Raw genomic sequence first — 12,405 nt, forward strand, 5'->3', positions numbered from 1 at the left:
TTGAAATATATAGCGATAAAGAAACACTTGTCCTAAAAAAATTCTACTTAATCAGAATTAGGAGATGATCATCTTGTTGAATTATGTTTTTAAATAATTTAGCACTAAAACTAAATCTCCAGAAAAACTTTCGTCTCCATTACTCGGGCTTTCAAATTGAACTTTTTTTAATAGATTTACTAAGGTTTCTTCAAAAATACTATCTAATTTTAAGTTACCACTTGCTGAATCTATTTTAGAGATTTCATTATTTTTATTATAACTTACTCTTATTTTAATCGTATTCAAACCATCATTCATCATTGATTTGATTTTATTAGTATTGATAGAATTATAAGTCCCGTCGATTAAATAAGTTTGCATACATTCTACAGTTTCAACTTTTCCGGAGGTAGATCCACAATGATTTAAAGTTGGTTTTAAATTAGATGTGTTCGATTTATCGTACTGGAAAATCAATCGACTCATTTCGTGCACTGCTACTGGACCATTAATTTTTTTTCTAATTTTCAATGGAACACTGAAGGTTACATCAACTGGTGAATCATCAATAATTCCTGGTTTTTCAATCTTTATTTTGCTAAGATATTTTGCGATATATTTTTCAGTATTTGTATTATTGGTATTAATTTTTAGAAGTTCAACTTTTTTGTCTTTCGTGATTTTAAAGGTGATGATAAATTTATTTAATCCTGGATTTAGCGTATTTTGAAATGAACTCTTCATTTGGCTTTGCAATGTTTGAGAAACTACTTTCGACAAACAATCTCTTAATTGAATATTATCAGTGAGTGATTCACAGCCCTTAGCAACAATCATATGTTCATTGACTTTTTTTTCTTGAGAAAATGCTAAACTTGTTAATAAGAAACAGAACGCAAGAACAAATTTCATATTCATAATTTTAATATATAAAGGTTCACCAAGCAAGATACATTTTTTGATTAGATTTTAAATATTTATAGGTTTCATTAGAGTGAATTGAATTCTATAAATTCAATTCAAAATTTAAAGATTTAAGCACAAAAAAACCTGCTTTTGAAGCAGGTTTTTTTATGAGTGATTTTTGAATTACCTTTTAATCATCTAGTAAATCAACGTAATTTTTAATAGCATTTTTAATTTGATTGGCTAGAGCATTATTGCCATCTTCGTCCTCTGGACTAATTTCAATTGTTCCATTACCATTACCATCCGTTGCACTACTCAAGTCTACCTCACTAATAACTGCATTCAAATCGAAGTTGAAAGTTACCGTGTTGTTATTAGACTCGTCAATGATAAGATTTTGTCCAGCATCTTCATAGTCAACTTCAAATTCTTCGTCGAAAGTATGGTAAAACTCTAAAGGCGTTCCGTTTATCGTACCAGAAATCAACATTGATTTTTGAAATAAAGGACTGTTTGGGTTTGTACTTCTATCCATTTCAAACTCAACTTCTTCGTATTCACCTACTGGAATTTCAACTTCTGTAACAGTGACAGGACCGCCAGCTAAATCTAATTCAAAAGGGCCGTTTAAGTCAAATTCATCATCACTTCCATAACTATTATCGTCATCAGAATCATCATCGTCACTGTCATCACAATTGCTATCGTCCTGTTCCGTAGCATAAACAGTGAAATCTTCACGGAAATAAATCTCTAGTCCACTTTGCAACTCGACTTCATAACGATATGGATCATCTAAATCATCTTCCAATTCTGCTTTACAAAATGGATCATCTGGATAGTTTTCTTCCAAATAGTCCTGAATTTGAACTGGCAATTCTTCAAAACTTAAATGATCACTATCTTCTGAATCTGAAGAAGAACTAACCGATCTTCCTGAAGTTTCTGGATATTCAAATTCAATTTTTTTGATATTAATCATAAAGCTTTCAACTTCCAAACTATTTGCCGATTGTGCTAATCTGCCAGCAGTTTGTGCGTTGGTAGTGGCTAATATTTGCAAATTAGCTTTTGGTTCCAGGTTTTGCCCATTATTATTCACATCGTCATCAGAAGAACAAGCAATAAATGCTGTTGTTGCTGTGAGTAAACTTAATGTCTTTAAAATTTTCATGATATTATATTTAGGTTTCATTTATAAAACAACTTAAAATTAACTTACCCTAACTCAAAGGAATTATTTTTTAAAAATTATTTTTATTTTTCTAGGTTAAAGCTTTTCAAAAACCAAGTCACTATTTGGTTCATCAAATAATACTAATTGATCAGAATTTCCAAAGTCTGAAATATCCCAGTCCTCATCGAGATCATCCAGCTCGTCATCGTTAAAAACCAAATCTAGTTTTTGAATGCCATCATCAAATTCTACTTCCCAATTTCCTATAAATTCAGCTTGCGTTGCAGTATTTACAACTGAAATACTGTTATCTGAATTGAAAGTAAAAATGAAATCATCAAACTCTTCAGTATCAATTTCACCTTCATCAACAAAATTGACTATCACAAATTCTCCTTCAGTCAAAAAAGTAATTAAATCAGGTTGTTCCGGTTCAAATTCGTATAACAAAGGTTCATAGCAGGCGAAATCTAAATTTGTAAAAGCAGACTCTAATTCAGCAAAAGAATTTATACTAAGGTTTAGAGATTCGAATTCCATTTCCAAAGGAAAATCGAATTCATAAAAAGCGTTGTCAGCTTTTAAATTTTCAATAAAATTAAAGAACTGTGCTTTATTTTGAAGTACGACACTTTCGTTAATTTCGTTTGTAGAATTAAAGAAATTTAAGCGTAACGGAAAACTAAAATCTATACAATTGATTTCTGAACTTTCTTTAGCTTCAGCAATTAACGCCCCAAATTCTGCTTCATTTTGAATACTAAGTGTTTCATAATTTACCAATGAAACTTCTACTGGAAACTGTAATTCTAAATCTGGTTCAGTTGCATAACTATTCAATTCATCAATAAGATTTTGATAATCGGTTTCTGTGGACAATTCAACTATATTTTGATTGTTAATTTCAACCGTAAAAGGAAAAACAATACTCATGGCACTGCTACCGTCGATAAAATTGTCGAAAGCTGTAGGATTTTGAGCGGCACGACTCAGCAAATTTGTAATTTCATCGCTGCTAGCCCTGGTTTGCTCATCGTCTAATTCTATTTCAAAATCATCGCTTTGACAAGCAACTAAAGTGAAAAATCCTATTAAAAATAAGCAATAAATAGACTTCATTTGGTAAAATTAGTACATTCGTTTCAATAGTAAAACAAGTTTGAATAATTTTACCCTAAGTCTTAGGGCAAACTTTAGTTAAATTGTTTTACTTAAAACCAAAACTTTTGCAAAAGGACAAAAATTTAATCGATAAGGTCTGCCTAAAGTCAATTTTTGAGCGGATTTATCAGCAGCAATCGACAGAACTTTACCGCCATTTTTATTATAAATTTGGACATTCAGTCTGGGCGGAAGAAGTTGTACAGGAAGCATTTATCAAGCTTTGGGAAAAATGCAAGGACGTGCCATTTCTTAAAGCGCGTTCATTTTTGTTCACCGTTGCCAATAATTTATCCTTAAATAGATATAAGCACCAAAAAGTAGTGCTCAACTATCAAAAAAGTCACACACAAAGCAAAGAGGATCATCAAACACCAGAATTTGTTTTGGAAGAAGAAGAATTTAAAGTGAAGTTGCAAAATGCCATTCAGCAACTCACGCCAAAACAACGAAGCGTATTTTTGTTGCATCGCGTCGAAGGCAAATCTTACAAAGAGATTGCTGAAATGGAACAAATCAGCGTTAAAGCAGTTGAAAAACGAATGCAAAACGCACTGATTTTACTCCGAAAAGAAATTGAACAATTGAATTAGGGTAAAACCAATTTGAATTGTTTTAATTACAGAACACCGAAAAATGGAAGATAACAATCGATGGGCAAAATGGTTTAATAACGAAATTCCAGACGATGCTGTAAAAGGTGAAGCTGATTTTGAAACTTTTGCCAAAATAAAAAAATATTCGTCTCAACTTCAATCCCCTGAATTTGATGAGAGAGCTTTATTTCAAAAAATTGAAAATCAAACCTTTTCTAAAACTGAAAAATCTAAATTTTGGGGTCTCAAAATTGCTGCCGTTTTTATAGTACTTATCGGAATTGGTGCTTTGGTGATTTTCGCTAATTCTACGACAATTGCCAGCGGAACAGAAGCGATGGTTTTTCAGTTGCCAGACAATTCCGAAGTTCAACTTTCACCCAATTCTAAAGTTGAATACAATACTTTATTATGGAAATACAATCGTGATATAAAATTGGAAGGCAAAGCTTATTTCGATGTCGCCCACGGAAGAAATTTCAGTGTTGAAACAAATACAGCTAAGGTTGAAGTTTTGGGAACTCGGTTTGAAGTCGATGCAAGTTCAGAAAAATTTCAAGTCACTTGTTTTGAAGGTAAAATCCGAGTTACTTCTACTGAAAACAAACAAATTTTGCAAGCAAATCAAAGTCTTTTGCTTAAAAACAGCAAACTGATTTCTAGAGAAAATCTAAACCTCTACCCTACTTGGATTTTAAAAAATAAAGCGTTTGAAAAAGCTGATTTTTCTGATATTTTAAAAGAGTTAGAGAAAGTTTATAATGTAAGTTTGTCTACCGAAAACCTCAACATCCAAAAGCGCTTTACCGGAGAGTTACCGCTCAATCGACTAGAAGTAGCTTTAAAAATCCTGAGTGAAACTTATGGTTTGAAAATTGAAAAACGCAGCGAAAATAGTTTTATTTTTGTTGAATATGCAAAAGCAAATCAATCATAAAATTCTTTTACTGCTATTTTTTTTGAGCGTGTTTTTTTCAAGCACAGCTCAAAATCAACAAACATTTGCATTGCTAAATTTACTGGATGAGTTGGAACAAAGACACGATATTCGTTTCAATTATGTCGTTGAAGATTTATCGCCTTTGGAATTACCGAAACCTAATCAAATCAATAATCTTGATGCCGTTTTTGACTTCATTTTTAAACACACTCAAGTTGAAATTTCTAAGGTAAATGATAATAATTATACGGCGGTTTGGCAGGAATATTCTGCTTGCTTTCAGTTGAAAAACAGTTTGAATTTAGCGGATTTAGCAGCAGTTGCAATTTACAATCAACAACAATTAATCGGTAAGACGAATTCCGTTGGGAAATTTTTTCTTCGAGATTCTTCAGTTAAAGAATTGACCTTCAAATCCACTGACTTTTTTTCTGAAAATATTTCAGTTGAAACTGCTTCAACTAGCAATTGTTCGACAATATATTTGTATCCAGAACAAGAGTTGGATGAAGTCATAGTTCAAACTTATTTGACACAGGGTATTGACTTGAAAAATGATTTCAGTATTGAATTCACGCCATCAGAATTTGGAGTTTTACCTGGTTTGATTAATGCAGATGTTTTGCACAGTTTACAATATGTGCCAGGGATTGTCAACACCGACGAAAGCGTTGCTGAAATCAATGTGCGCGGCGGTACAAATGATCAAAATTTATTGCTTTGGAATGGTGCAAGATTGTATCAAGGCAGCCATTTTTTCGGTATGATTTCATCCTTAAATCCTTTTGCGGCTAATCACATTCAGATAAGTAAAAATGGGAGTTCTGCTTTTCATAGTGAAGGCGTTTCTTCAGTGATTTCTATTGAGACAAAAGCTGAAGATATTACTAAAAATTCGAATGTCATTCATTCTAACTTTTTAGGAACGGGCGTTGTGACTTCACAAAAATTGAGCAAGGATAGCAAACTTCAAGTATCTGCCAGAAGATCTTTTACCGATGTTTGGGAGTCTCCAACTTATAAACGCATGCGTAACAAAGTTTTTCAAAATACCGAAATTCAGAGTTTGCAAGATCAAAATAGCCAAGCGGTTCGGGTGAATGAAAACTTTTATTTTGCGGATGCATCAGCAAGTTTTCATCATCAAATCAATGACAAAAATGAAATGAATGTAAATATTTTAGGCATTCAAAATGAATTAGAATTCAATGAAATTTTAGTCAGTTCTGGCGAAGAAGAACGCAATAATTTGGGGCAAAATAATTTTCTAGGCAGTTTCAATTTTAATAGAAAATGGAATAGCAAACACCAAACCCAAGCTGAAATAAATGCTTCATTTTACGAATTAAATGCAGAAAATAAATCTGTTTTTACAGCACAAAATTTACTCCAGAACAATCAGATAATGGATTTGGGTTTTCAATTGAAACATCAAATGGAATGGCAAACCCAAAAGGTTTTGACTTTTGGGTATCAATTTCATGAATTAAGTGTTTCCAACGAAAATTTGGTAACTTCTCCAAATGTGCGTGTTTTTGAAAGAAATGTAATTGGAATTCATGCTTTAATTGTTGAAAATAATTATCAATCTGTGAATCAAAATTTTGATTTTAGGCTGGGTTTGCGTGCGAATTATTACTCTGGTTTAGATGAGTTTCAGTTTTCACCGAGATTTAATTTAAGTTGGCGATTATTACCAAAACTTAGGTTTCATATTTTAGCTGAACAAAAATTTCAAAGTTTAACTCAGGTGATTGATCAGCAACAAGATTTTTTTGGACTTGAAAAAAGACGTTGGAAACTTGCAAACGGAGAAGATTTCCCTTTGCTAAAAAGTCAGCAGGCTGAAATAGGTTTGCAGTGGAAATATTTGGGTTGGCGATTGCAATCGAGTCTCTTTCATAAATCAGTAAATGGCATCACGTCACAGAGTCAAGGATTTCAAAATCAGTTGGAATTTTTGCGTCTACAGGGAGATTACAAGATCTCTGGAATCGAATTTTTAATTCAAAAACGCATTCAGGATTTTAGATTTTGGTTGAATTATGCATTCAGTGAAAATGATTACGAGTTTACAGGTTTCAAACCGTCTGTTTTTCCAAATAATTTTGAAGTAATTCATAGCAGTGCATTCGGTTTGTCTTATGAAAATAAGGCTCTGAAAGTGGCGCTTGGAGGACGATATATTGCCGGACATCCAACGACATCCATCAATTCGGACAATCCTATTTTGAATCCAGAAACCAACCCTAGCATCAATTATAAAGCTCCAAATTTTGCTAATTTACAAGATTATTATCAAGCGAATGCCAGTGTTTCTTATACTTTCAAATGGCAAAAATTTCAACTGGAAATTGGTATGAGTTTTTTAAATTTATTTGATACAGCCATCGAAACGGATAGATTTTACCGTTTAAGTGAATCGCAAACTGAAGTAGAACGTATCGAAACTCAAAATTTAGGCTTAACCACCAATGCTTTTTTGACTGTGTTTTTCTAGTTCAAAATCGAAGTGATCAAATTTTATAAATTGTGTCATTCAGGTATTTCACCTTTTTTCCAATTCATAATTTGACTTTCAGATCCTGACATAAATTTAAGTTCTTTTGAATCGATTTTATAAATTCCCAGACCCAAAATTTGAAAGTTATTTTGGTTAAGACTTTTCTTGAAATTCTTATTTTTCAAAGGAATTAAATACCCTAAGACTTTAATTCTATCCTCCTTTTTTACAAAATCATAATCGATTGATGATAATATCCAAATATAATTATTTCCTACTTTTAATTTTAAATTCGGTGTATTTTCAGTTTCTCTGAATCCCATCACTATTCCTTCTAAAGCAAATATTTCCCTTGAATTATCTAATACTTCATAAAAGTCTGTCTCGTCCAAATTTGTTGGATAGCTTTTTTGAGTCACTTTAATGCTTTCTATTTCGGATTTTATTAACTTATTAACCTTTTCACATTTAGTGTTGAATGTTTGAACAATCGAATTCTTTACTTTCTCTAAAGCGCCATCTTTGACTAAAATTTCGTGTTCATCGGCATCTACAATATTGAAGATTTGATTAAATTCCTTGTCATAGCACTTATTGAACTCTGGTTTAATTTCAGAATAAGATTCTAAATCATCTCTCATGCAATCACAAATTTTGATAGAGATTTTCTCTGTAATAGATTCAATACTTTGACTGTGAATTGGGATGCTAATTAGCAATAAGATGAATAAAAATGATTTTATCATATAATTGTGTCCTTTAATTTTTAGATGAATTTGTTTTTGGAAAATCAGCAATTTAAGCATAAATCGCATAAAGATTTATGAATACTACAAAAAATAAAATAATATCTTATAGTCAGCAAGAGATGTTGTACAAAGTTAAGTTATTGATCAAAAAAAAATCTCTTGAATAAGCCATCGAGATATTCAATATAAAAGATACTTTTAGCTTTATGATTGTGATTGTATTGGTTTTATTTAAAATCGGTTAAAGAAATTCACTTTAACATTCTGATATTGCTAGATATCCACCTTTCCTAAAATAACATATAATATACCTCCTAAAACAGACAACACAATAAAAAGTACAATAATAATAGCAATAAAAAACAAGGATTTAACAATCATCTTTTTCCAACTGATATCAAATACTCGTTTCAAAACAAATGCATGATAACCTATTAAAAAAATAAAGGAAAGAAAAGTATAATAATAGGTGAATTTATCAAACACTAAACTAAATGGTATGGTTACGTAGGACAAAACCAAAAACTGGGAATACGCATAAGCGTGAATCACTGAATGTTCTGCAAAATTATATTGCTTGTAATTATAAAAAACCAGTTTGGAAATTAATGCTAAAAGTGGTATTGTAAGAAATAGCACGATACTGTAGTAGTTTTGCACCTCATTATTAATTGTTTTAGAAATTTCTACCTGGTCTATCCCTGATGATTTATTTTCTTCTATGGCAAATGCTTCAAAACTCATTTCGCCTAAGTAGCCATTATTGAGCAAATAAGCGTAAAAACCTCCTAATAAACCTGCAATAATCATAAAATTGATTGGTGGTAAATATTTTACACGGTTATTTCTCATGTAGGACTTGATTACCTTTTCAGGATGAAAGGTCATATCCTTAATGGTGCCTAAAAGTTTAGATTCTAAACTGAAGTATTTTGAAAAAAACTCATTAATTAAACTCTTAATAGTAATCCGCTCGCAGTATACCTGATTTCCACAATTAGAGCAGTATTTTTCATTTTTTTGAAGTGGTTGAACACAATTTACACATTCCATTGGTTAAATATAGTATGGGTTATTTGAAGCATACTCAATTCATAGAAAAGAATAATTTTGTGAAATTAACTTAATATTTTTAACAACATCTTTTAATTTATATTTTTTTTTTGCAGTTCATGTTTAGACATAAAAAAATCCTGAGTGATTCACTCAGGATTTTTAAAACTATAAATATCTATCTTAAATCAAACCAAACTGTTCAAAGTGATGATTGAAATGTTTGCGATTTAGAAGTTTCCAATCAAAAGCATTCAGTTCTCCAAACACTGCATTTTTAGTTATTGCATCTGGATTTTCAACAAAGAACTCTTTGTATTTATCATAAGCTTCCAGCAATGCTTTTTTAGCGTCTTCTAAACTTTCGTGCTGCAAAGATTCCAATTCGTTTTCCTTCATTAGCGGCATTTTGTAACCTCGTGGCATTTTCTCGTAATTGTATAAAGTTTCTTGAACTTTATCTAAATATTCATCAGGTGTGGCCACTTTAAAATTTGAAATTTCCCCTGTCGCTATTTTCAAGCTCATTTCCAGGTGTTCTAACATGTGTTGCGGAGTCATCATTCCCCATTTGGCTTCGTTTTCTTCAGTAAGTGCATTCAATTTACGTTCAATAAAATCTTTGTTGATTTCATGGAAAGTTGTTTGCTTTTTCTGCACCATCGTTAAAATAGTGGCAATAGCAACCAAAGCTTCTTTTTCTTCGGCTTCAGTTTCCGGAATGTTTCCTTCCGTCACATTTGTATCAAACACCTCAACATACCACTTTACAATTCCGCTTGGTAATTCTTTTCCTTTTTGATCACGATCTACTTTTTCTTTACATGTCAAACGCACGTGGATCGTGTCATTGTGATAAAGTGGTCGCAAAAATCGAATTTCTTCTAATCCATAATTTGCTGCAACTGGACCTTTATTTGGATAAACAAATAATCCTGCTGCTGCTGAAATAATGAAATAACCATGAGCAGTTCGTTGTTCGAAAATACTACCTTCAAGTGAAGTAATATCGGTGTGTGCATAAAAATGATCCCATGTCAGATTTCCGAAATTGATAATATCTGTATCTGTTAAAGTTCGGTTGTGAGTTTTCAAAGACATTCCTGGCTGAATATCCTCCCAATGGTAAGCAAAGGGATGCTTTTCGGCTTCTTTATATTTGGCTTTTGCCTGGTAAATTCCTGTAATTTCAGTCAAAGTTGTAGGACTTCCCTGAATGGCACAACGCTGCATAAAATGTTTAATCCCGCGTTTACCGCCCATTTCTTCACCTCCGCCAGCTCGGCCTGGTCCACCATGAACTAAATTTGGTAATGGCGAGCCGTGACCAGTACTTTGTTTTGCAGATTCCCTATTTATACTTAAAATTCTACCATGGTGAGAAGCGGCTTGAATTGTATAATCACGTGCAATTTGATCATCGTTTGTAAAAATTGAACTTACCAAAGAACCTTTTCCTTTTTTGGAAAGTTGAATCGCTTCATTTAAATCTTTATAAGGCATTAAAGTACTTACAGGACCAAAGGCTTCTGTGACGTGAGCAGCTTCATTTTTGAAAGGTTGATTTTCACGCATTAAAATTGGCTTAATGAACGCGCCTTTTTCAAATTCCGCATTAATAGTTTCCGCTGCATTGAAATCGCCGTAGACAATTTCAGCTGTTTTTGAAATTTCATTAACAGCATTTTTTACCGCTTCCACTTGCTTTTTGTCGATCAAACTTCCCATACGAACTTCCTTCAGTCTTGGGTCGCCTAAAGTAACTTTATCCAAGGCTTTGCCTAAAGCAATTTGCACATCTTCTATTAAATTTTCAGGAACGATAATTCTACGAATTGCTGTACATTTTTGACCACATTTCACTGTCATTTCGTTACGAACTTCACGAATAAACAAATCGAATTCTGGAGTTCCTGGAACGGCATCTTCGCCTAAAATAGAAGCGTTCAATGAATCGGCTTCCATGGTAAATGGCACAGATTCTTCTAACAATCTTGGATGATTTTTTAGCTTTCTTCCTGTGGTAGCTGAACCTGTAAAAGTGACGATATCTTGCGCAGTTACACTGTCCAGTATATCTTTTTTGGTACCGCTGACCAATTGCAAAGCACCTTCAGGTAAAATTCCTGAGGCGATGATTTCTTTTACTACCGCTTCAGTTAAATAAGCAGATTGCGGCGCAGGCAAAACGACTGCTGGGACGCCAGCCATCCAGTTGACAGCACATTTTTCTAACATTCCCCAGACCGGAAAATTGAAAGCATTGATATGCACCGCCACTCCTTCTTTAGGCACCAAGATATGATGCGCCATAAATCGACCACCTCGGGATAAATCAATGGGATCGCCTTCGACATCAAAGGGTTGATTCGGGAATAATTTTCTTAATGAAGCATTGGCAAATAAATTACCAAAACCGCCATCGATATCAAACCAAGAATCCATTTTGGTTGCACCGGTTCGGTAACTTAATTCGTAAAAAGCTTTTTTCTTTTTCTGAAGATAAAACGCCAAAGATTTTAGCATATTTCCGCGTTCTTGAAACGTCATTTTCCGCAATGTGTCGCCTTTTTCTCTTCCATAAGCCAAGACTTCAGGAATATCGAAACCTTCTACATTGATGGACGTAAATTGTTCTCCAGTGACAGAATCAAAAATCGGTTGACCTTCGCCTTTACCGCTTGTCCATTGACCTTGTATATAACTTTGTGTGGTTTGCATATTTAATATTTTAAAATGTCGTTTAATGTCTTTTTTAAATGATCCAGGTCTGAAAAAGAAATGTTTCCAAGCTTTTTCTTAAATCGTTCTTTTGATAAAGATCGAACGTGGAAGACCATAACTTCAGATTTCGCGATCAAACCGTTTGATTCTGTTGGATTCAATATCAAATTCCCTTCAAAATCATGTATTGAAGTAGACAATGGACAACCAATCACTACTCCTAAGTTTTTGTTCAAAGTATTACCACTAATCACTACAAGTGGTCGATTTCCACCTTGCTCGCTTCCTTTAATCGGATCAAGATATACTTGCCAAATTTCACCTTGTAAAATGTTTATTGAATTAGTTTTGCACTTCACCTTGTTCATCAAATTCAATTAACATTTTATAATAATCTGCCATGCCTTCTTCTGCCATAGCCATGATATCCTTGTCTTTTGCAGCACGCTTGTATGATTTTGCATACTTGGCTTTTTGAATTTCATCCAAGAAAAGTTCAAGCGCCTTTTCAATCAACTTGTTCTTAGGCATTTTTAATTCTTTGGATGTTTTATCCAAGTCTTTTAGCAATTGATCTGGCAAAGAAGATGTGAACGTTGTCATGATTTTAT

At 32.8% G+C, this 12,405-nt stretch carries 11 protein-coding genes; 3 read left to right on the forward strand and 8 right to left on the reverse strand.

Annotated elements, in window-relative coordinates:
• Positions 1 to 81 precede the first annotated feature (81 nt).
• From EIG86_RS00960 to EIG86_RS00970, 3 genes are all read right to left on the reverse strand, one after another.
• Entirely contained in the window at positions 82 to 894 is an 813-nt protein-coding gene (locus EIG86_RS00960; protein WP_127844280.1) for a hypothetical protein, read from the reverse strand.
• Between the two features lie 184 nt (positions 895 to 1,078).
• Complete coding sequence (locus tag EIG86_RS00965) at positions 1,079 to 2,065, reverse strand: hypothetical protein (protein WP_127844281.1); 987 nt, start codon at positions 2,063 to 2,065, stop codon at positions 1,079 to 1,081.
• A 96-nt stretch (positions 2,066 to 2,161) separates the two neighbouring features.
• Complete coding sequence (locus tag EIG86_RS00970; protein WP_127844282.1) at positions 2,162 to 3,187, reverse strand: hypothetical protein; 1,026 nt, start codon at positions 3,185 to 3,187, stop codon at positions 2,162 to 2,164.
• 107 nt (positions 3,188 to 3,294) lie between these two features.
• Between EIG86_RS00970 and EIG86_RS00975 the strand changes: the two genes are divergently transcribed.
• The 3 genes from EIG86_RS00975 (at position 3,295) to EIG86_RS00985 (ending at position 7,265) form a co-directional block, all read left to right on the forward strand.
• The gene (locus EIG86_RS00975) at positions 3,295 to 3,822 is read left to right on the forward strand and encodes an RNA polymerase sigma factor (RefSeq protein WP_127844283.1); all 528 of its coding nucleotides are present in this window, start codon (positions 3,295 to 3,297) and stop codon (positions 3,820 to 3,822) included.
• A gap of 43 nt (positions 3,823 to 3,865) precedes the next feature.
• Positions 3,866 to 4,762, forward strand: coding sequence for a FecR family protein (locus EIG86_RS00980; RefSeq protein ID WP_127844284.1), 897 nt, complete (start codon positions 3,866 to 3,868; stop codon positions 4,760 to 4,762).
• Positions 4,763 to 4,832: 70 nt separating this feature from the next.
• Positions 4,833 to 7,265 carry a TonB-dependent receptor plug domain-containing protein gene (locus tag EIG86_RS00985; protein ID WP_157983091.1) on the forward strand — a complete coding sequence of 811 codons (2,433 nt, stop codon included), beginning with the start codon at positions 4,833 to 4,835 and terminating at the stop codon, positions 7,263 to 7,265.
• Positions 7,266 to 7,300: 35 nt separating this feature from the next.
• Here EIG86_RS00985 and EIG86_RS00990 read toward each other — a convergent pair whose 3' ends face one another.
• From EIG86_RS00990 to EIG86_RS01010, 5 genes are all read right to left on the reverse strand, one after another.
• Positions 7,301 to 7,909 carry a hypothetical protein gene (locus tag EIG86_RS00990; RefSeq protein ID WP_127844286.1) on the reverse strand — a complete coding sequence of 203 codons (609 nt, stop codon included), beginning with the start codon at positions 7,907 to 7,909 and terminating at the stop codon, positions 7,301 to 7,303.
• A 381-nt stretch (positions 7,910 to 8,290) separates the two neighbouring features.
• Entirely contained in the window at positions 8,291 to 9,070 is a 780-nt protein-coding gene (locus EIG86_RS00995) for a DUF3667 domain-containing protein (RefSeq protein WP_127844287.1), read from the reverse strand.
• Positions 9,071 to 9,253: 183 nt separating this feature from the next.
• Positions 9,254 to 11,791, reverse strand: a complete 2,538-nt coding sequence (gene paaZ / locus EIG86_RS01000) for a phenylacetic acid degradation bifunctional protein PaaZ (protein ID WP_127844288.1) — start codon at positions 11,789 to 11,791, stop codon at positions 9,254 to 9,256.
• Positions 11,792 to 11,793: 2 nt separating this feature from the next.
• Complete coding sequence (locus tag EIG86_RS01005) at positions 11,794 to 12,162, reverse strand: type II toxin-antitoxin system PemK/MazF family toxin (protein ID WP_240032152.1); 369 nt, start codon at positions 12,160 to 12,162, stop codon at positions 11,794 to 11,796.
• A complete protein-coding gene (locus EIG86_RS01010; RefSeq protein WP_127844289.1) occupies positions 12,137 to 12,397 on the reverse strand; it encodes a ribbon-helix-helix domain-containing protein in 261 nt (86 codons plus the stop codon). Before EIG86_RS01010 ends, EIG86_RS01005 begins: the two co-directional genes overlap by 26 nt.
• Between the last annotated feature and the right edge of the window lie 8 nt (positions 12,398 to 12,405).

The sequence above is a fragment of the Psychroflexus aestuariivivens genome (assembly GCF_004010055.1).
In the GTDB taxonomy this organism is placed as follows: domain Bacteria; phylum Bacteroidota; class Bacteroidia; order Flavobacteriales; family Flavobacteriaceae; genus Psychroflexus; species Psychroflexus aestuariivivens.

Coding starts and splice junctions, on each gene's coding strand:
- paaZ (WP_127844288.1), bottom strand. CDS start 11,791: ATGCAAACCACACAAAGTTATATACAAGGTCAATGGACAAGCGGTAAA.
- EIG86_RS00970 (WP_127844282.1), bottom strand. CDS start 3,187: ATGAAGTCTATTTATTGCTTATTTTTAATAGGATTTTTCACTTTAGTT.
- EIG86_RS00965 (WP_127844281.1), bottom strand. CDS start 2,065: ATGAAAATTTTAAAGACATTAAGTTTACTCACAGCAACAACAGCATTT.
- EIG86_RS00995 (WP_127844287.1), bottom strand. CDS start 9,070: ATGGAATGTGTAAATTGTGTTCAACCACTTCAAAAAAATGAAAAATAC.
- EIG86_RS00980 (WP_127844284.1), top strand. CDS start 3,866: ATGGAAGATAACAATCGATGGGCAAAATGGTTTAATAACGAAATTCCA.
- EIG86_RS00960 (WP_127844280.1), bottom strand. CDS start 894: ATGAAATTTGTTCTTGCGTTCTGTTTCTTATTAACAAGTTTAGCATTT.
- EIG86_RS01005 (WP_240032152.1), bottom strand. CDS start 12,162: ATGAACAAGGTGAAGTGCAAAACTAATTCAATAAACATTTTACAAGGT.
- EIG86_RS01010 (WP_127844289.1), bottom strand. CDS start 12,397: ATGACAACGTTCACATCTTCTTTGCCAGATCAATTGCTAAAAGACTTG.
- EIG86_RS00990 (WP_127844286.1), bottom strand. CDS start 7,909: ATGAGAGATGATTTAGAATCTTATTCTGAAATTAAACCAGAGTTCAAT.